Genomic DNA, 19,368 nt, shown 5'->3' on the forward strand with positions numbered 1-19,368 from the left:
CGGCTACGCCCCTCCCTTGGGGTCGCGCGACCACGCCGGCCCCTCGCAGCGGCAGAGCGAGCGGATGTGCGCCACGAGCGCGCGGATTTCGCCCGCGCTGAGCGAGGCCCCGAAGGCCGGCATGCGCGCCGAGCGGTTCATGATCGCACCGCCGCCGGCGATGGTGTCGTACAGCGTGTCGTCGGGGCGCTGAGACATCGTCGCCTTGTCGGCGTGCGCCGCCGGTTTGATGGGGAGGGCAGCGGCGTTGGGGCCGTCGCCCTGTCCCTTGGCTCCATGGCAGCTGGCGCACCACCTGGCGTAGAGCGCCGCGCCGTCCGCAGTGGCGGGAGGGGCGGGTACGGGGGCCGACGCGGGGGCCGGCACTCCTCCCGCCGCGTTGCCCGGGCGCGTCTGGAGATAGCGAATGATCAGGTCGCGCGTGGCCGGGAGCATGAGGGTGCGCGGCATTGCGGCTGCCGGGACCACGCGTGCCGGATCGGCGACGATCGCGGCGACGTAGTCGGCCGATCGGCGGGTGCGGACGGTGGTCAGGTCGGGGCCGACCTTCCCCCCGGAGCCGTTGAGCGTGTGACAGCCGAGGCAGGGGAGGTGATCTCGCAGCAGGAGCTCGGCCTTCCGCGTGGCGGCCGGGGTGAGCGGCTCCGGCACCGGCTCACGGCGCCCGGCCGAGGTCGCTGGAGCGGGGGCGATCGCACGCGCCAGAGGCCCGGAAGTGCGCCCCGTCACCCTCGACTCGGCCTCAGTGGCGCGCATGCGCGATGCCGCTGGGGGGACCAGCAGGAGAAGCAGAAGGAACTGCGTCACCCGGCCGATACTCCTAGCGATGGTCCTGCCTTCATCGACGCGCCCTATCGTGCAGAATCACGCCAAAGAATACCCGGGCAAACGCGAGCAACACAATACGGACGACCGGTCGCCGCTCGAGATCAAGATGCGGATGATCCTGTCCGAGGCCGATTTTCCCGCGATCTCGAAGGACGCCCTCGACGCATTGAAGCACATGCCCGAGGACGATGCGTCGATCCAGCGATTGGCGAACATCGTGCTCCGCGAGTATGCGCTCACGCTCAAGGTGTTGCGCACCGCGAACAGCGCCTACTACAAGCGCTCCGACAAGACCATCCAGAGCGCGACGCACGCGATGCTCCTCCTGGGGGCGCGGACGGTGCGGCACCTGGCGGCCTCGCTCCTCGTCTTCGAGCACTATCGCAAGCGCTCGCCCGGGCTCAAGGAGCTGATGCTCCTCTCGCTGCTGACGGCGAACCATGCGCGCGAGATCGCGATGCGGCGCAACCTCCCCGACCCCGAGGAGGCGCACCTGTGCGGGATGTTCCGCAACCTCGGCGAGGTGCTCATCGCCGGCTACTTCCCCAAGGAGTACGCCCGCATCCTGCAGCACCTGGAGACCAAGGCGCGCGGTGAGGGGATCGCGGCGTTCGAGGTGCTGGGCTTCCGCTTCGAGGACCTGGGCGAGTCGATGGCCCGGCACTGGGGGATGCCCGAATCGGTGATCATCGGCATTCGCGCCGATGGGCCGCTCGCGGTCTCCGAGGTGGGGGTCATCACGGCGTTCGCGCACGACCTCACGGCCGCGGTCTACCGTCGCGAGTTCGATCCCAAGCGCGATGGCGTGGCCGAGGTGCTCACGCGCTATGCGCGCCGCCTCAACCTGACGCGGGAAGAGGTGGCCGGCGTCCTCGAGGCCTCGCTCTCGGAGACGAAGGAGGTCTTCGCGAGCGCGAAGGTCACGCTCGACGACCTCAAGCTCCGCCGGCTGCAAAAGGCCGCGATGGCGCAGCTGGGCTCGTGGGGACCGCCGGCGGACGAGCTCCCGGCCGAAGGCACGTCGGCAGGCGCAACGCCGGAGCAGGTGGCCGAAGTGGAGGCGGCGATCGCGCAGGCGCGCCTGCGTGAGGAGCTGGCGTCGGAGGTCATCCGCATCGCCCAGCCGACGTCGGGCGAGGACCTCAACCGCGTGATCCTGATGGTGCTGGAGGGGATCTTCCGCGGGGGGCCGTTCGATCGCGTCGTCTTCTGCATGATCACCCCCGACCGCAGCGGCGTGAAGGCACGCTACGGGCTCGGCACCGGCGTGGAGCAGCTCCTGGAGAAGTTCACCTTCGAGCTGAGCCCGCGCGAAGGGCCGGTGGCGGTGGCGATGCTCCGCCGCCAGAGTGTCTGCGTCCCGGTGGAGCGCGACTTCACCGCGCAGGAGCTGCGCTTCGCCCAATCGTTAGGGGCGTCGTGCTTCGGCGTCTTCCCGGTGGTGGTCGGGACGCGCCTGGTGGGCTGCGTCTACTGCGATCGTCCCTGGAACTCCCGCCTCCCCGACCGCACCACGCTGGCCTACGTGCGCAAGCTGTGCGAAGGGGCGGTGAAGGGGATCGAGGCGCGGCAGGCGGCGCCGACCCCCGGGCGGCAGACGGCAACCGGGGTGCAGGCGGTGCTGCGCGCGACGCCGGCGTACTCGGTGACCTTCAAGAGCGACACCGTCCTCCGACTCCTGCGCGGCGAGGCGGTGGCCACCGTCTCGTCGGAGCTGGGGATCGCCTCGACCGTGCTGGAGAAGTGGAAGGGAGAGTTCCTGGCCGGCGCCGTCGCCGGGATGAAGTCCGGCTAGGGCGTCCGACCCGGCGCTACGACGTGCCCCCGGCGTCCCCGGTGCGCTCCAGCAGGGTGATCTTCTGCCAGATCTTGCGCGACAGGCCGTTGGTCAGATCTTCGATCTCGTTGACGGCTTGCAGCACGACCGCGTCGTCCATCCGCTGCACGAAGAGCGCGCCGATCTTCCCCGTCAGCGACAACAGCTCGCTGCAATAGTCCAGGTAGCGCCACAGCTCCGCGCGCGTCATCGTGCGCTGGGGCGATGACGCCGTGTCCTGGTGCGTGGCCAGCAGGCGCTCCGGATCCTTGGTGAGCTGGTGCATGTCCACGATGTGGGCGATGCTGCGCAGCTGGTGGATGCGCCGGAGCGCGACCCGCCGCTTGAGCCGGGTCTCGATGGAGATCAGGAAGTAGACGGCGATCCCGAGGAAGACGAGATCGTTGACCCCTGACTCGACGCCCTGGACGAACTCCGCCAACCCCGAAACCTGCGTGGGCGACGACAGGCGTTGCACCACGCCGACGACGGCGGCGATCACCGCGACCACCATCAGCACGATCGCCAGCCCGACCCCGGCCCGGATGGGCCAGTGCGGGCGACCTAACGACTCGGCCTCACGCGCACAGTCGCGCGCGAGGCCAAGCAGGTCGCGCCCGACGCCGGAGAGCCCGGCGCCGGGAAAGCGTTCCTCGATCCGCTGCCCCAATCGCTCGATCGTCGCGATGATGTGCGTGGCGTCGAGCGTACGAAAGCTCATCGGGGCGTCCTCAGTTCGCCGCCACTACTGCGCCGCAACCTTCTGCGGCCACCGCTCGAACCAGCTGCGCAGGTAGAGCTGCGTCCGCAGGAAGTTCGACGGCGTCGACGACGTCCCGTGCCACTCGTTGTTGAAGCGGATCATCGCGGTGGGAACCTTGCGGTACTTGAGCGCCGAGTAGAACTCCTCCGTCTGCGGCATCGGCGTGCGCAGGTCCTGCACCCCGGTCATCAGCATCGTCGGCGTCTTCACGTTGCCCACGTACATGATCGGCGAGCGCTTGAGGTGCTCGCTGGGATCCTCCCAGAAGGGCTTCTCGAAGTTGCGGTACCACCCCGGGCTGTCGGTGGTGCCCACGAAGCTCATCCAGTTCGTCACCGGGCAGTTGGAGCTGGCGGCCGCAAATCGATTCGTGTGCCCGACGATCCACGCCGTGAGCACGCCGCCGCCGGAGCACCCGAACACGTACATGCGATTGGTGTCGACGTATCCGCGGTTGATGACCGTGTCCACACCGGCCATCAGGTCGTCGAAGTCCTTGCCGGGATACGCGTTCTTGATCGCGTTCCCGAAGGCACTGCCGTAGCCCGTGGAACCGCGCGGGTTGGTGTACAGCAGGAGGTACCCCTCGGCCACGTGGTTCTGACGCGAGAAGTTGAAGCCGACGTTGTACATCGAGTGCGGTCCGCCGTGGATCTCGAGCATCAGCGGGTACTTCTTCTTGGGGTCGAAATCGGGGGGCTTCACGATCCATCCCTGGATCTTGTAGCCATCGACCGAGGTGTACCACAGCTCTTCCTGCTCGCCGATCTTCTTCCCCGTGAGCACGTCGTCGTTGACGGCCGTCAGCGCGCGGGGCTCCGGCTTGAGCAGGGCGAACGTCACCACGTCGTTAGGGCGCGAGGCTGTGCTCGAGGTCCCGATCGCGATCCCCGTCTTGCCGATGTCGGTGACCGTGAGGACCTGCGCCCCCTTCGTCACCTGGCGCACCGCGCCGGTGAGCGGGGCGAAGTACAGGTTGCGCGCCCCTTCGTTCTCCACGTTGAAGTAGATCCCGCTCCCGTCGGCGGCCCAGATGAGCCCGGACGGCGAACGGTCGAGCTGTGGCGTCAACGACCGCGCATTCGAGCCGTCGGCATTCATCACGTAGAGCTGCTGGTCGCGCCACGTATCGGTCGTGTGGTCGAAGCCGGTGTAGGCGATCAGCTTGCCGTCCGGCGACGGCGCGGGCTGCCCATCGGGGCCGCTGCGTGTCGTCAGCTGCTTGATGGCCCCGCCGGTCACGTCGACCGCGTACACATCGCTCTGTCGCCAGGAGTACTCGGCGTCGGCGACGCGGTTGGCGGCAAAGACGATGGTCTTGCCGTCCGGCATCCACTGCGGCGCGCCGTGATCCCAGCTGCCGCTCGTGATCTGGCGGGGCGTCCCCCCCTCGGCCGAGACGACGAAGATGTGCTGGTAGGCGTCGTCGTTGAAGCCCAACCGGTCCTGGCGGTAATCGAGCTTGGTGACGATGCGTGGCGGCTCGACCCACTTGGCCCCCTTGGGCGCCGCCGGGACCGGGATGCTCCACGACTCGCGATACGGGACCGCCATACGGAAGGCAATCGACTTGCCGTCGGGGGACCACTGGAGGTCGCTCGGCGCTTCGGTAAGCCGGGTGACCTGCGAGATCGACCCTTCGGCGTCCATCCACCTAACGAAAATCTGCGCCCCGGCCGGTTCGCCTCGGGCGATGTACGCGATGCGTTGACCGTCGGGCGACCACTCGACCGCGCCGCCGTTGACCAGGAAGCGGTTCTTCGCCCCATCGACGCCCATGATCCAGAGCGACGATTCCCACCGGTCGTTGAGCTTGTCGACCCACCGTCGCGTGTAGATCACCTGCTTGCCGTCGGGGGAGAGGCGCGGCGTCTGCACGTCCTCCCAGTCGAGGTACTGGTCGAGCGTGATGCGGTCGCGGGCCGGCTGGGCCAGCGCCGGTGCGGCCATGAGCACTGACAGGACGAGCGCACGGCGCGCGTAGCGCGAGTGGGGCATGCGGACCTCCGGGGGCGAGGGTGCAACTGACGGCGCCCGACGCGTCGTGCGGGGCCATGTCGCCATACGCTGTGCCGCCGCGCGCCGCTGCGCGAGGGGGGGCAGGGCCGCGACGCCCCCCGGCCGTTACATTCTCCCGGTCATGACCCCCTCGCCCGCCGCGCCCCCCGCCGCGCCGCGACACGACCCGTACGCCGCCCTCGCCATCCCCGCGTTCCGCCGCTTCGTGGTCTCGCTCCTGACCATGACCGTCGCCACGCAGGTGCAGGCGGTCGTGGTCGGGTGGCTCATCTACCAGTCCACGCGCGACCCGCTGGCCCTCGGCCTCATCGGCCTCGCCGAGGTCATCCCCTACATCGGCGTCGCCCTGGTGGCCGGCTACGTCGTCGACCGCAACGACCGGAAGCGCATCTCGGTCCTGGCGCTCGTGGTCCTGGCGCTCGCCTCGGCCTCACTCCTCACCTTCACCCTGCTGTCGTCGGTTCCCGGGCGCATCTGGCCGTACTACGCCGTCATCGCCACCTGCGGAGTGGCCCGGTCGTTCCTGCAGTCCTCGCGCTCGGCGCTCGTCTCCGAGATCGTCCCCCGCGAGCACTTCGCCAACGCCGCCACCTGGCGCAGTTCCACCTGGCAGCTCGGCACGGTCCTCGGTCCGGCGTTAGGCGGTGTGGCCTTCGCGGCGGTCGGGGCCAAGGTCACCTTTGCCGTCAATGTCGCGCTCAACCTGGTGGCGTTGTGGGCGATGGTGGGGATTCGGCACACCCCCACGCGCCTGTCGGTGGGGGCGGAGTCGATTCGCAAGACGTTGGCCGACGGCGTGCGCTTCGTGCGATCGCAGCGCATCATCCTGGCGGCGCTCACGCTCGACATGCTGGCCGTCTTCTTCGGCGGCGCGGTGGCGCTGATGCCGGTCTTTGCCACCGAGATCCTCGGCGTCGGTCCGCGCGGGGTCGGGATGCTGCAGGCCGCCCCCGGGGTGGGCGCCGTGCTCATGGCGATCGTCGTCGCGCACCGCCCCCCCTTCCAGCGCGCGGGGCGTGCGCTGCTGGTCGCGGTCACCATCTTCGGCGTGGCCACGATCGGCTTCGCGCTCTCCACGTCGTTCCCGCTCTCGCTCGCGCTCCTCGTCATCAGCGGCGCCGCCGACAATGTGAGCGCCGTCATTCGCGCGACGCTCATCCAGGTCCTCGTCCCCGCCCACATGCTGGGGCGCATCTCGGCGGTCAACGCGATCTTCATCGGGAGCAGCAACGAACTGGGCGCCTTCGAGTCCGGGGTTGCGGCGCGCCTCTTCGGTACCGTGGCCTCCGTCGTGATCGGCGGGACCATGACGTTAGGCGTGGTGGCGGCAACGGCGTGGCGGGTGCCGGCGCTGCGGCAGCTGCGGCGCATCGAGGCACCGCCGCGGGACTGACGACAGGCGCGTGGGGCCTCGCGCCCCTCGCCTAACGGTCGGCCAGCGGGATCGTCAGCGACGCCACGCACCCGCGCACGTCACGCCGGTTCTCCAGCGACAGCATCCCGCCGTGCGCCTCGGCGATCTGTCGCGAGAGGACGAGCCCGATCCCCGTGCCCTGCGGCTTGGTGGTGAAGAACGGGACGAAGAGGTTGGCCGTCGCCGGCAGGCCGAGCCCCTCGTCACGCACCACGAGTTCGACGCGCGCGCCATCGAGGCGCCAGGTGACGTCGACGCTCCCGCCGGTCTCCAGCGCCGCATCGACGGCGTTGCGCACGAGGTTGATCAACGCCTGCTCGAGCTGGTCGCGATCGGCGTGCATCGTGATGTCCGGGCCGGGGGCCACGCGCACGGCGAGGCGCTGCTCGATGGCGGCGACGCGCCGCACGAGCTCCTCCACGCGCACCTGCGTGCGCTGCGGGGCGGGGAGGCGCGCCAGGCGCGCATAGGCGCTCATGAAGCGCGACAACGCATCGGCGCGGCTGGCGATGATCCCCAGCCCGCGCTGCATGTCGTCACTCGCCTCGCTCCCGTCGCTCCCGGTCACCCCGCGTTCGACCATCACCTGCAGCGACCCGGCCAGCGACTTGATGGGGGCAAGTGAGTTGTTGATCTCGTGGCTCAAGACGCGCACGATGCGCTGCCATGCCTGCAGCTCCTCCTCGCGAAGGCTCTTGGTCACGTCGGCAATCACCAACAGCGTGTGTGGGCGCGCGTCCTGGCGAAACGTCGTGCGCCGCACCTCCCATCGCCCCGCGCGCTCGGGAAAGGTGAGGTCGTACACCTGCGGTGATCCCCCGCGCAGCAGCGCCCCCAACCCCAGCGCGGCGGCCTGCTTGCCGACCAGGCGCTCGGCCCCCTGGTCCAGGAGCCGCTCGCCGGCGCGGTTCACCAGCCGCAACGCATCGTGGTCGTCGAAGGTGAAGATGGCGACGTCGATCTCGGCCATCACCGCCCGCAGCAGCGAGGTCGCCTCCATCGCCCCCTGCCGCTGCGTGCGCAGCGTGTCGCCCAGCATGTTGATCTCGAGCAGCGCCAGGCCTAACGCGTCGTCGGAGCGCCCCAGCCGCGCCCGCAGCGAGAAGTCGCCTTCGCGCAGCGCCGCCAGCATGTTGGACAGCGTCTGCAGCGGGCGCACCACGCGCTCGCGCAGGGCGATCGCGATGATGAGCCACACACCGGCCACCAACCCGCCGAGCGTCCAGGCGGCGCGGGCAGAGTAGCTCCCGGTCCACAGGAGGACGAGCGTGGCCACCACGCCGGGGAGCCCGGCGCCGAGCGCGAGCAGGAAGACGCGACGCTCGTGGGTGAGCGAAAAGCGGCGGCGCTGCTCGGGTTCGACAGGCCACCCGGGGTCGGTCACCGCCCCCTCACGCCCGTGGAGGTCACGAGGCACTCCCCGGTTCGATGCGGAAGTGCTCGAGTCGCCGATAGAGGGCGCTGCGGCTCAGCCCCAGCGCCTTGGCCGCCTGTGAGACGTTGCCGCCGTGTCGGGCCAACGCCTTCCGGATGAGGATCTGCTCGACCTCTTCGAGCGACAGGTCCTCGTAGCGCGGCGATGACGGTCCGGTCACGCGCAGCCCCAGGTCGACCGCGCGAATCGCCGGCCCCTGCGCCATCAGCACCGCGCGCTCGACCGCATGCCCCAACTCGCGAATGTTGCCGGGCCACGCGTGCTCGAGCAGCGCCTGCATGGCGCCGGGCTCGAAGCCCTCGAGCGCCTTGCGATAGCGGTGCGCGTGGCGTTGCAGGAAGGCGCGCGCCAGCGGGGCGATGTCGTCGCGTCGCTCGCGCAGCGCCGGGAGGTGGATCTCGATCGTGTTGAGGCGGAAGAGGAGGTCCTCGCGGAAGCGCCCGGCGCGCACGTCCTCCTGCAGGTCGGCGTTGGTCGCCGAGAGCACGCGCACGTCGACGCGCCGCACCTTGGACGACCCCACGCGCTCCAGTTCGCCCCCCTGCAGCACCCGCAGCAGCTTGCTCTGCTGTCCCATCGAGATGTTGGCGATCTCGTCGAGGAAGATCGTCCCCGAATCGGCGAGCTCGAATCGCCCCACGCGATCGCTGCGCGCATCGGTGAAGGCCCCCTTCACGTGGCCAAACAGTTCGCTCTCGAAGACGCCGTCGGAGAGCCCGCCCATGTTCACCGCCACGAAGCCGCGCTGGGCCCGCGGCGAGGAGGCGTGCAGCCAGGTGGCGACCAGCTCCTTCCCCGTCCCGTGCTCCCCGGTAATGAGGACGTTGGCATCGCTGGGGCCCACGCGGGCCATCAGCTGCAATACCGGGCGCATCACCGGCGACTCGGCGATGAGCGTGGGGAGCGTCGCGGCCGCCGAACGCAGCGCCGAGTTCTCGTGCTCGAGGTGCTGTGCGCGGCGCAGCGCGCGCCCGAGCTCCACCGCGTTCCGGACGATGGCGACCAGGCGCGCGTTGTCCCACGGCTTCTCGACGTAGTCGTGCGCCCCGCGGCGCATCGCCTCCACCGCCGTGTCGATGCTCGCCCATGCCGTCATCACGATGATGGGGAGGGTGGCGTCGAGCCCAACGAGTTGTTGCAGGAGGTCGAGCCCCTCGCGCCCCGACGTCGTGTCGCGCGTGTAGTTCAGGTCGGCGAGGACGGCGTCGAACTCGCGCGACCGCACCGCCTCGAGCACCTCCATCGGCGAACGGGCCGTCTCGACCTGGTAGCCCTCACCCTTGAGCAGCAGGCGCAACGCCTCGAGGACGTCGGGCTGGTCGTCGGCCAGGAGGAGGCGGGAGGGGCGGGACACGTGAGACGGGAGGTAGGAGACGGAAGCGTCGATCGGCTCCCGTGGAAGATGTGCGCGCGGAGGGGGAAAGGGCTACACGCCCCGCCCGTCTCGTCGCCCCTCGCCCGTCTGCTCGTCCGAGACCACCCAGCCATCGCGCACCGTCACGATCCGGCTGCCGTACTGCGCATTCTCCTCGGAGTGCGTCACCTGCACGATCGTCGTCCCCGCCTGGTTGAGCGCGACGAAGAGCTCCATGATGTCGCGCGCCTGCGACGAGTGCAGGTTCCCCGTGGGCTCGTCGGCCAGCAGGAGCGCCGGCTTTGCGATCACGGCGCGTGCGACGCCGACGAGTTGCTGCTGGCCGCCCGAGAGCTGGCGCGGGTACAGGTCCTTCTTGCCCACGATCTGGAAGCGGTCGAGCGTGTCGGCGACGATCGCCGCCCGCCGGTCGCGCGGGACGTCCCGGTACGACAACGGCACGTCGAGGTTCTCGGCTACCGTCAGGTCGTCGAGCAGGTGGTACTGCTGGAAGACGAAGCCGATGTACTTCCGGTTGAGCGTTAGGCGGTCCTTGTTGGCCAGCGCGTGCACGGGCGTGTTGCGGAAGAGGTACTCCCCCTGCCACGCGCCGTCGAACATCCCGAGAATGGAGAGGAGCGTCGACTTGCCCGCCCCCGACGGCCCCATGATCGTGACGAATTCGCCGGCCTTGATGTCGAGCGTCACGCGACGCAGCACGTACGACTTCCCCATCGGCAGGTCGAACGACTTCTCCACGCCGCGCATCGAGACCAGCGGGCCGGTGAGGACCTCGTCTTCGAGCGGGGGCGCGGGCTTGCTGGCGCGAAAGAAGGACATCGGTGTGGAAACCGGGGCTGGGACGAGTGGCGGGTAGGAGCGGCGGACTACTCGTTGCGCAACGCGCGCACCGGGTCGAGGCGGGCGGCACGTCGCGCCGGAATGTAGCTCGCCACGGCGCAGACGAGCACGAGGGCCAGCGTCTGCCCCACGAAGGTGACGGGATCGGTCGGGGAGATCCCGAAGACGAGTCCGCGCACGAAGCGCGACGCGCCCCAGGCGGCGGCCAGTCCCACCGCGACCCCGATGCCGGCCAGGAGCATGGCGCGGCGCATCACGGCCGCGACGACTTCGCGCTGCAGGGCGCCGAGGGCCAGGCGAATGCCGAGCTCACGCGTCCGCTGCTCCACGGAATAGGCGAGCACGCCATAGATGCCGATGACCGCGAGCAGGAGCCCCAGCCCGGCAAAAGCCCCGAGCAGGACCGCACCGAACCGCAGGCGGGCCAGCGCCGAACCCACGCGCTCCTCGAGCGTACGCTCGTCGTACACCGCGAGCGCCGGACCCACGCTTCGGACGATTTGTCTGGCAGCCACGAAGAACGTCGACGGGGCCGCGTCCGCGCGCACGAAGACGAGCGCCGACGGTCGCGGGGCCAGCTTGTAGGACCCATAGAACGCCAGCGCCGGCGGCGCACCCACCGCGCCGTAGTTCACATCCGACACCACGCCGACGATTTCCGCGTCCTTCCAACGGCTGAAGCCGATGCCCATGCGCTTGCCGAGCGGGTTCTGGTTGGGGAAGAGGCGCTTGGCCGTCGTCTCGCTGATCACCCCGACCGTCGGGGCGCTGGCGTCATCCGTATCCTCGATGAACCGACCGGCGATGAGGCGGGCCCCGATGGCCTTGAGGTAGCCGGCGCTGGCCAGGTGCACCCCGATCTCCGGGCGCTCGCCCGACTCCGGAAGCGCGACGCCGTCGACACTGAGCACGATCGTGCCGTCGCACGCCTGAGCCAGCGGCGCGCAGTTGCCGATCGCCGCCGCCTCCACGCCGGGGAGTGCGGTGAGGCGAGTGAGGATCGCCTCCTTCATCATCGCGCGACTGGCCCCCGCGTACGCGGAATCATCTGGCGCTTGCACGCGAAAGGTGAGCACGTGTGCTGGCGTGAAGCCGCCATCGATGCCGCGCGCCTTGGCGAAGCTCCGGGTGAACAGCCCGGCGCCCACCAGCAGGAGGAGCGAGAGGGCGACGTTGCCGACGATCAAGAGTGCACGCGACCGTCCGCGGCGCAGTGAGAGGCTCCCCTCGGTCGTCGAGCCGGCGCCGTCCTTGAGCGATTCGGTGAGCACGGGGCGCGAGGCGCGCCAGGCGGGGAGGATCCCGCACAGGAGCCCCGTACCTAACGACAGCGCCAGCCCGAAGGCGAGCACGCCGGGATGCAGGCGGATGTCGCCGAAGTCGAGGAACTGGGCGGCCTGGGTCCCGCGTGCGCCCGACGTCATCGCCTCGAGCCCGTGCAGCGCGTCGACTGACCAGGCGGCGATCACCACGCCCAGCACCCCCCCCACCAGCGATAGCAGCATCGTCTCGGCGAGCATCTGCCGAACCAGCTGTCCGCGGCGCGCGCCGATGGCCATGCGCACGGCGAACTCCCGGTCGCGCGCGCTGGCGCGCGCCAGGAGCAGGTTGGCGACGTTGACGCAGGCGATGAGGAGGACGCAGCAGACGGCGCCCAGGAGGATGAGCACCGCCCGCGCGAGCGCCGGATCGTGGCGGGCCTCGCGCAGCGTGTGTCCCGTGGCGCCGTAGCGGCCGCCGCCGGCCTCGGGGAAGGGATGGGCGGCGTCGATGCGCGGTCCCAGCAGTTGCAGCTCACGGACCGCCGCCTCGGGCGTGACCCCCGGGCGCAGGCGACCCACGGCATCGAACCAGTGATTCCAGCGCTCCTGCAGCAGCTCGGGATACGAAAGGATCACGCCAACGGACATCGGCACCCAGAGCGCGGCACGTCCGCTGAGTGCGCGCGCCGGCTCGGCCGCCACCCCGACGACCTCGGCGCGCACGGCCCCGACGGAGAGGGTGCGTCCCACCACACCGGCATCGCCGCCGAAGCGTCGCATCCAGGTGGCGTGGCTCAACACGGTGACCGGGGGGGCTCCCGCGGCATCGTCCGTCGGCTGCAGTCCGCGCCCGAGGGCCATCGGCAGCTGCAAAAGGCGGAAGTAGTTCCCCGTCACCATCTCCGCCTCCACCCGTTCGTTCCCGTCGCCGCCGTCCAGCAGGACGTCGAACGAGGTGTACCCGGCGAGGTCGGAGAACGACCGCTGCTGCTCGCGCAGCGTCTCGAACTTGGGGTACGACCAGGTCATCTCCCGCGACGTGGCCTCGCCCGCCTCCTGCACGGTGATGACCGGCTCCATCAGGCGTGCCGCCTCGGCCCACGGCAGCGGTTGCAGCATCGTGGCGTCGACCACGCCATAGATGGTCGTGGTCGCCCCGACGCCTAACGCGATGGTGAGGATGGCCGCGGCAGCGGTGAGGGGCGATCGCCGCAGCGACCGCAGGGCAACGGACAGGGGGGAGGACATGGGCCGTGAGGGCGGCAGGGTGGTCGCACCGGCGACGAGGCGTCGCGGCTATTCGCGGCGCAGGGCAATGGCAGGGTCGACCCGCGCGGCGCGCCGCGCGGGGATGGCGCTGGCGAGCAGCGCGACGAGCGACAGGAAGAGCGGGATCCCCAGCATGGTGAGCGGGTCGGTGGCGCTCACGCCGTACAACACCCCGCGCAACAGCTGGGCGAGCCCCAGCGCAGCGGGGATGCCGAGCCCGAGTCCAACGACCAGGAGCCGGACGGCGCCGCCCAGCACCAGGCGCGTGACGTCGCGCGCCGTCGCCCCCAGCGCCATGCGGATCCCCAGCTCACTCGTGCGCTGCGCCACCAGGTACGACATCACCCCGTACAGCCCGATCATCGCCAGCAGCAACGCGATCGCGGCAAACAGGGCGAACATGGTGCCGTAGACGCGCGGCTGGAACATGCGATCCTTGACCACCGCCTCCATCGACGCCACCTGCGCCAGCGGGAGGTCGGGATCGAGCGTGCGCACCGCGGCGCGCACCGCCGGGATCAACGCGGCCGGGTCTCCGTTCACGTGCACGGCATACCAGCGCGTGCCGCCGGTGCCGGCGGGCATCGGGACGACGGCCTGGGGCTGCGTGATCTCCGCCACGTCGCGCATGATGACGTGCGGGATCACCCCGACCACCGTCGCCAGCGGGCTCCCTTCGGTCCCCAGGCGCACGCGCTTGCCCACGGCGCGCTCCCCCGGCCACTCGCGCGCCGCGAGCACCGAGTCGACGATGACGACCGGTGCCGCAGTCGGCAGCGCGTCGTTGGGCTCGAAGCCGCGCCCGTCGAGCAGCGGGATCTGCATCGCCGGCAGGAAGCCGGGGTCGGCCGCGGTGTACCAGGCGTACGGTCCCGACGATTGCGGATACGTCTTGCCCTCGGGGAAATACACGTCGGTCCGGCAGCAGCTGGCGACCGGAAGCTGGGTGGTCATCCCGACACGACGCACACCGGGAATCGCCGTGAGGCGCTCGGCCAGGCGCTGCGAGAAGGCGGCACGCGCCGTGTCGCTGCCGTAGCGGTCGCCCGCCAGCGCCAGTTCGAAGCCGAGCACGTCACGCGTGCCGTAGCCCAGCGGCGCGTCTTGCGTGGCCAGGAAGCTCCGCACCATGAGGCCGGCCCCGACGAGCAGCACCATCGACATCGCAAGCTCGGTGACCACCAGCGCATGCCGCGTGCGTCCGGTCGCGGTGCCGGCGCTCGCCCCGCGCGTCCCCCCGTCCTTCAGCGTCTCCGTGAGCGACGGTCGCGACAGCTGCAACGCCGGCACGGCGCCGAACACGAGGCCGGTTATCAGCGTCGTGCCGATCGTGATCAGGACGATCGTCCGGTCGACGTCGAACGTCATCCAGTAGGGCACCGTCGTCGGGATCATGCGCGTCATGAACAGCTCGATCGTCCACGTCCCGAGCAGGAGTCCCAGCGTGCCGCCGGCCACCGCGAGCAGGAAGCTCTCCGTCAGGAACTGCCGCACGATGCGAAGCCGCGAGGCCCCCATCGCCAGCCGCACCGCCACCTCGCGCTGCCGCGCCGAGCCACGCGCCAGCAGCAGGTTGGCCACGTTGGCGCAGGCGATCAGCAACACGAAGCCCACGGCGCCCAGCATCGTGAGGAAGACCGGACGGACCTCGCGTGCGATGAGGTCGTTCATGGGAACGACCCACGCCGACTGGCTGCGGTTGGTGTCGCCATGCCGCTGCTCCAGTCCGCGCATGAAGGTCGACAGGCGCGCGTCGGCCTGTTCCACGCTCACACCGGGGGCGAGCCGCGCCGACACCTGGTAGAAGCGCCAGTCCCGGTGCGCGCGCGCCTCTCCAGGATGCAGCGGGAGCCAGAGGTCCTCGCGCTCGGGAATGCGCATCCCGCGCGCCATGACCCCGATGACCTCGTACGGCGCCCCATCGATCGGGATCGTGCGGCCGATGATGTCGGGGGCGCGACCGAACTTGCGCTCCCACACGCCATACCCGATCACCGCCACGCGCGCATCGCCATCCTCGTCGGGACGGAAGAAGCGGCCGAGCGCCGGGCGCACGCCGAGCAGCGGAAACAGGGACGGCGAGACGCGCGCCCCCCGCAGTCGCTCGGGCTCCGTACCGCCGCCGACATTGAAGCTGCGCGTGGTATGCACGGCCACGCTGGCAAAGACGTCGCGCAGCTCCGTGCTCGCGTCCACGTAGTCGGGAAATGACCACGACCCGTAGGTCCCCCGCTGCTCCGTCGTCACGTACCCACTCAACTGCATCACCCGCTCCGACTCGTGGTAAGGGAGCGGGCGCAGCAGGATCGCGTTGATCGGCGACCAGACGAAGACGTTGGCGCCGATGCCTAACGCGATACAGGCGATGGCGATGGCGCTGAACCCCGGCGACTTGGCCAGGGCGCGCAGCGCGAAGGCTACATCCTGTCGGAGCGTATCCATGGCAGTGAGGGCCGTCGGGGGCAGTCGGGGAAACTCGGGGAACGACGGGTCGCGATCAGGCGCGGATCGATGCCACCCGGCCGCTGCGACCGGTCAGCGCGCCGGCAGGGACGCCAGGGGAAGCACCGCCAGGAGCGTGGCCACGAGGGCGACGAGGCTCAGCATGCCTAACGCCAGGATGAGCACGACCGCCCCGCGCGCACTCGGCACGCGCGGCGCGTGCCCCGGGGCCCCCGACTCGGGGGCCACCAGCGCCAGGTGGCGCGTCGCCGGCGGCGTGCGTCCCGCCGCGCGCGCGACGCGGGCCGATGGGCTCATGTGGGGGAGCCCGCCATCTCGTCGACCACCCGCCCGTCGAAGATGTGGATCGAACGGTCGGCATGGCGCGCGTAGCGCGGATCGTGCGTCACCATGCAGATCGTCGCCCCGCCGCGATGCAGCTCGCGCAGCAGCTCCATCACCGCCTCGCCGTTCGTCGAGTCGAGGTTCCCCGTCGGCTCGTCGGCCAGCAGGATCGCCGGGTCGCCGGCCACCGCACGCGCCACGGCCACGCGCTGCTGCTGACCGCCGGAGAGCTGCGACGGATAGTGCTTCACGCGGTGCGACATCCCCACGCGCTCCAGCGCGTCGTGCACGCGCTTCTTGCGCTCGGCCGCCCCCATCCCGCGATACGTCAGCGGGAGCTCGACGTTCTCGTAGACCGTGAGGTCGCCGATGAGGTTGAACGCCTGGAAGATGAAGCCGATCTGCCGGTTGCGAATGCGCGCGCGGTCGGCCGCCGAGAGGTTCGAGACGTCCTCGTTGCTGAGGATGTACGTGCCGCCCGTGGGCGTGTCGAGCAGCCCCAGGATCGACAGCAGCGTCGTCTTGCCGCACCCCGAGGGGCCGTTGATCGCCACGTACTCGCCCGGACGGATGTCGAGGTGGATGTCGGCCAGGGCATGCGTCTCCACCTCGTCGGTGTAGAAGATCTTCTGGATCCCCGTCATGCGAATGAGGGGCTCGGCCGCCGGCAGGTCGTTAGGCATGGTCATCGCTCGATTCTCACCCGGTTGACGTTGTCGAAGCGCGACATGTCGGAGATGATGACGCTGTCGCGGGTCTGGAGGCCTTGCAGGACCTCGATCGTGCTCACCGACGCGCGCCCCAGCTTCACGCTGATGCGCGTGGCGCTCTTGCCGTCGGCCTCAATACGGAACAAGCCGATCGCCTGTTCCGGTTGCCCATACGCCGGGCGCCCCACGTACAGCACGCTGTCCAGCCGTTCCAACTCGATGATGCCGTCGACCGAGAGATCGGCGCGCGCCCCCTTGGGGAGCTCCCCCTCGAGCGCGACCTCCACCGTCACCGTCCCGTTGGTCGAGATCGGATCGACGCGCATCACCTTGCCATTGATGACCCCGTTGCGCGTGTCGACCGTCGTCTTCTGCCCCAGCACGACGTCCTTGGCCTGCGTCTCGGGAACGCGCAGCACCGCCTTGAGCCGACCGGGCTGTGCCACCGTTGCCAGCGTCTGCCCCGGCACCACCCACTGCCCCAGCTCCAGCGGCAACGTCTGCAGCTCGCCATCGAGTCCGGACGCCACGCGCATCGAGGCGACCCGCTCCTGTTGGAAGCGAGCGACCGCGCGCATCTGCTCGAGGTTGGCCCTCGCCTTGGACAGCTGCTCCGACATCGCCGAGGTCATGATGTCGAGGCGCTGAATCTCCAGCTCCAGGCGCGTCTCCAACTCCTTGCTCACGTCCTTGGCCCGGTCCACCTCGTTCTTCGACGACAGCCCCTTGGCATCGAGCCCCTCGGTCACCGACGCGTCACGCATCGCGTTGGCGCGCAGCGTCCGGATCTGCGCCACCTGCGACGCCTGGTTGAGGCGGTTGGTCTCCAGCGTCGTGCGCAACGTGACGAGGTCCTGCTCGGCCTGCGTGAGCTGGCGCTGCGCTTCGAGCGCCTGGAGCTGCACTTCCGGGTTGGAGAGCTCGAGGAGGATCGTCGCGGCCGTCACGCGCGACCCCGGGCGCAGCGGGCGCGCTTCCACGCGCCCCGCCGTCACCGCCGCCACGTAGCGGATGTTCTCGGGGACGAGCGTTCCCGGTGCCCGCACCTGGCGGATCATCGTTCCGCGCTGCACCGAATCGACCCACAGTTCGCTGCGCGACACGCCGGGGGGGCGTGCCTCGAGGTTGCTCAGCGCGATCGTCGTCGCCACCACGGCCACCACGCCGCCAGCGATGAGCACGTTGCGCTTGGTCTTCTTGGGAGGTTCTCGCTTGATGTCCACGAAAGCTCGATCGTCGGGGTGTTCGGCGGATTGGACAGCCGCGATGCGATGCGGCGTTTCACTCGAATCCTAGGGAAGACCCGTGCCGTCTGGTCGACTTCTCCAAGTCGTTGCACAGGAAGGCGTTAGGCGCTGCACCGAGCGCTCGGTCCCCGCCGCGGTTGTGCGATCGTGGGACGCGGTGTCCGAAAACGAACAGGGCGGCGGTCGGAACGCCGCGCGTGGAACGAGTACCGCGGAGATCACGCCGGGCAACAAAAAAGCGGCCGATCGGGCCGCTGACGACGTGCTGGTGAACGATGACTCCCGGGACTCTGCGCTACTGCGATTCGCCCGCGCTGTCGGCCAGTGTGATGAGGCGCCGCGCGCTCTGCCACTTGCGAAGGAGTGACGGCCCCAGCGAAGCCAGCGAGGTCTCGATGACCTGGCGCTTGGAGGTGCTGGCGTGAATGACCTTGCCGTCGCCCGCGTAGATCCCGATGTGCGTGATCCGGCGCGAGGTACCGAAGGTGAGCAGGTCGCCCGGACGCAGCTGTGAGGTATCGCGCGCAACCTCACGCCCGAACTTGGACTGCTCGTGTGCCGTGCGGGGGAGCGAGAAGCTCAGCGCCCCCATGACGTAGCGAATCAGCCCGCTGCAGTCGAAGGCCTTACCCGGGGTCTCGGCCCCCAGCCGATACCGCGCCCCGATCTGCGAGCGGGCGATCGTGAGCACCGAGTCACGCAGGAGCGACTGGTCGAACGTCGTCGCCGCCGTGAGGACCGGCGTGCGGGCGAACGCGCTCGGCGCCGAGGTGCGCGCGGTGAGCGAATCCCGCAGGCGCTGCGCCGACTCGCTGAAGGCCGCAAACGGCTTCTTTCGCGTCCGTCGTCCCCGCTGCGCCGACGCCTCGTGCGAGAGCACGAGCGAGAGCGTAAGCGTGAGGGCGATCAGGCGAAGGAAGCGATGCATGCGGCGGCGCGGGTTCCTCTGAGTGAATTCCGGATGAGGCGGAAGCGGAAACTACCCCTGTGTCCCGCGAGCGTAAGAGGACCCAAGTCACACCACCCCTCGTCGCGCTGGCCTTGTGGTCAGCGCGCGTGCGTCAGGGGCGCACTTCGTCTTCCCCGCGGTAGATGCACCCCGAGGTACAGGTCTCCCGGACCTGAATTTCGGCCAAGCCGGGCAATGTCGGGACGAGCGCACGCCAGATCCACCGGGCGAGCACCTCGCTGGTCGGATTCTCCAGCCCCGGGACGTCGTTGAGATAGCGATGATCGAGCCGGTCGTGGATAGGGGAGAACGCTTGCTTGATGTCGGCGAAGTCCATGACCCACCCCGACTCGTCGCCGATGGCCCCCTCGACCGTCACGCGCACGAGGAACGAATGCCCGTGCAGCCGAGCGCACTTGTGCCCCGGCGGGACGTTGGGAAGCCGGTGCGCGGACTCGAAGCTGAATTCCTTGAAGACCAGCATCTTGGGAAGACGGGAAGACGGGAAGACGGGAAGACGGGAAGACGGGAAGACGTGCAGGCGGGGAGCTCGACGTCGGAGGGGTTCGACGATTCAGCCGGCGCACGCCCTGGTGGAAACCACGCACTGCACCGGACACTACGCCGGACACCGCACCAAACACCACACCGGAC

Annotated in this window: 15 protein-coding genes; 2 read left to right on the plus strand and 13 right to left on the minus strand. The window is 69.9% G+C overall.

Translation table 11 applies throughout. The features are described from left to right. Positions 1 to 3: 3 nt before the first annotated feature. The gene (locus IPN47_09775) at positions 4 to 807 is read right to left on the minus strand and encodes a c-type cytochrome (GenBank protein ID MBK9408325.1); all 804 of its coding nucleotides are present in this window, start codon (positions 805 to 807) and stop codon (positions 4 to 6) included. Between the two features lie 133 nt (positions 808 to 940). Between IPN47_09775 and IPN47_09780 the strand changes: the two genes are divergently transcribed. After that, positions 941 to 2,623 carry an HDOD domain-containing protein gene (locus tag IPN47_09780; GenBank protein ID MBK9408326.1) on the plus strand — a complete coding sequence of 561 codons (1,683 nt, stop codon included), beginning with the start codon at positions 941 to 943 and terminating at the stop codon, positions 2,621 to 2,623. 16 nt (positions 2,624 to 2,639) lie between these two features. Here IPN47_09780 and IPN47_09785 read toward each other — a convergent pair whose 3' ends face one another. Both IPN47_09785 and IPN47_09790 read right to left on the minus strand, forming a co-directional pair. Next, a complete protein-coding gene (locus tag IPN47_09785; GenBank protein ID MBK9408327.1) occupies positions 2,640 to 3,365 on the minus strand; it encodes a hypothetical protein in 726 nt (241 codons plus the stop codon). A 24-nt stretch (positions 3,366 to 3,389) separates the two neighbouring features. Then, the gene (locus IPN47_09790) at positions 3,390 to 5,471 is read right to left on the minus strand and encodes a S9 family peptidase (protein MBK9408328.1); all 2,082 of its coding nucleotides are present in this window, start codon (positions 5,469 to 5,471) and stop codon (positions 3,390 to 3,392) included. 76 nt (positions 5,472 to 5,547) lie between these two features. Between IPN47_09790 and IPN47_09795 the strand changes: the two genes are divergently transcribed. Further along, positions 5,548 to 6,819 (plus strand): MFS transporter, encoded by a 1,272-nt coding sequence (locus tag IPN47_09795; protein MBK9408329.1) that lies wholly within the window; start codon positions 5,548 to 5,550, stop codon positions 6,817 to 6,819. A 31-nt stretch (positions 6,820 to 6,850) separates the two neighbouring features. On the opposite strand, the gene IPN47_09800 is transcribed toward IPN47_09795, so the two are convergent. The 10 genes from IPN47_09800 to queD form a co-directional block, all read right to left on the minus strand. Then, positions 6,851 to 8,224 (minus strand): PAS domain-containing sensor histidine kinase, encoded by a 1,374-nt coding sequence (locus IPN47_09800; protein MBK9408330.1) that lies wholly within the window; start codon positions 8,222 to 8,224, stop codon positions 6,851 to 6,853. A 22-nt stretch (positions 8,225 to 8,246) separates the two neighbouring features. Next, positions 8,247 to 9,629: a sigma-54-dependent Fis family transcriptional regulator gene (locus IPN47_09805; GenBank protein ID MBK9408331.1), complete on the minus strand. Its 1,383-nt coding sequence runs from the start codon at positions 9,627 to 9,629 to the stop codon at positions 8,247 to 8,249. Between the two features lie 72 nt (positions 9,630 to 9,701). Further along, positions 9,702 to 10,469 (minus strand): ABC transporter ATP-binding protein, encoded by a 768-nt coding sequence (locus IPN47_09810; protein MBK9408332.1) that lies wholly within the window; start codon positions 10,467 to 10,469, stop codon positions 9,702 to 9,704. Positions 10,470 to 10,516: 47 nt separating this feature from the next. Then, positions 10,517 to 13,000 (minus strand): ABC transporter permease, encoded by a 2,484-nt coding sequence (locus tag IPN47_09815; GenBank protein ID MBK9408333.1) that lies wholly within the window; start codon positions 12,998 to 13,000, stop codon positions 10,517 to 10,519. A gap of 48 nt (positions 13,001 to 13,048) precedes the next feature. After that, positions 13,049 to 15,463 (minus strand): ABC transporter permease, encoded by a 2,415-nt coding sequence (locus IPN47_09820; protein MBK9408334.1) that lies wholly within the window; start codon positions 15,461 to 15,463, stop codon positions 13,049 to 13,051. 93 nt (positions 15,464 to 15,556) lie between these two features. Continuing rightward, positions 15,557 to 15,781 carry a hypothetical protein gene (locus IPN47_09825; GenBank protein MBK9408335.1) on the minus strand — a complete coding sequence of 75 codons (225 nt, stop codon included), beginning with the start codon at positions 15,779 to 15,781 and terminating at the stop codon, positions 15,557 to 15,559. Further along, positions 15,778 to 16,491 (minus strand): ABC transporter ATP-binding protein, encoded by a 714-nt coding sequence (locus tag IPN47_09830; protein MBK9408336.1) that lies wholly within the window; start codon positions 16,489 to 16,491, stop codon positions 15,778 to 15,780. The genes IPN47_09825 and IPN47_09830 overlap by 4 nt, the downstream gene beginning before the upstream one ends. A 2-nt stretch (positions 16,492 to 16,493) precedes the next feature. Then, positions 16,494 to 17,741 carry an HlyD family efflux transporter periplasmic adaptor subunit gene (locus IPN47_09835; protein MBK9408337.1) on the minus strand — a complete coding sequence of 416 codons (1,248 nt, stop codon included), beginning with the start codon at positions 17,739 to 17,741 and terminating at the stop codon, positions 16,494 to 16,496. 319 nt (positions 17,742 to 18,060) lie between these two features. Further along, positions 18,061 to 18,693 carry a C40 family peptidase gene (locus IPN47_09840; protein ID MBK9408338.1) on the minus strand — a complete coding sequence of 211 codons (633 nt, stop codon included), beginning with the start codon at positions 18,691 to 18,693 and terminating at the stop codon, positions 18,061 to 18,063. Positions 18,694 to 18,826: 133 nt separating this feature from the next. Further along, entirely contained in the window at positions 18,827 to 19,198 is a 372-nt protein-coding gene (gene queD / locus IPN47_09845) for a 6-carboxytetrahydropterin synthase QueD (protein MBK9408339.1), read from the minus strand. Positions 19,199 to 19,368 lie beyond the last annotated feature (170 nt).

It is taken from the genome of Gemmatimonadota bacterium (assembly GCA_016719105.1).
In the GTDB taxonomy this organism is placed as follows: Bacteria; Gemmatimonadota; Gemmatimonadetes; order Gemmatimonadales; family Gemmatimonadaceae; genus SCN-70-22.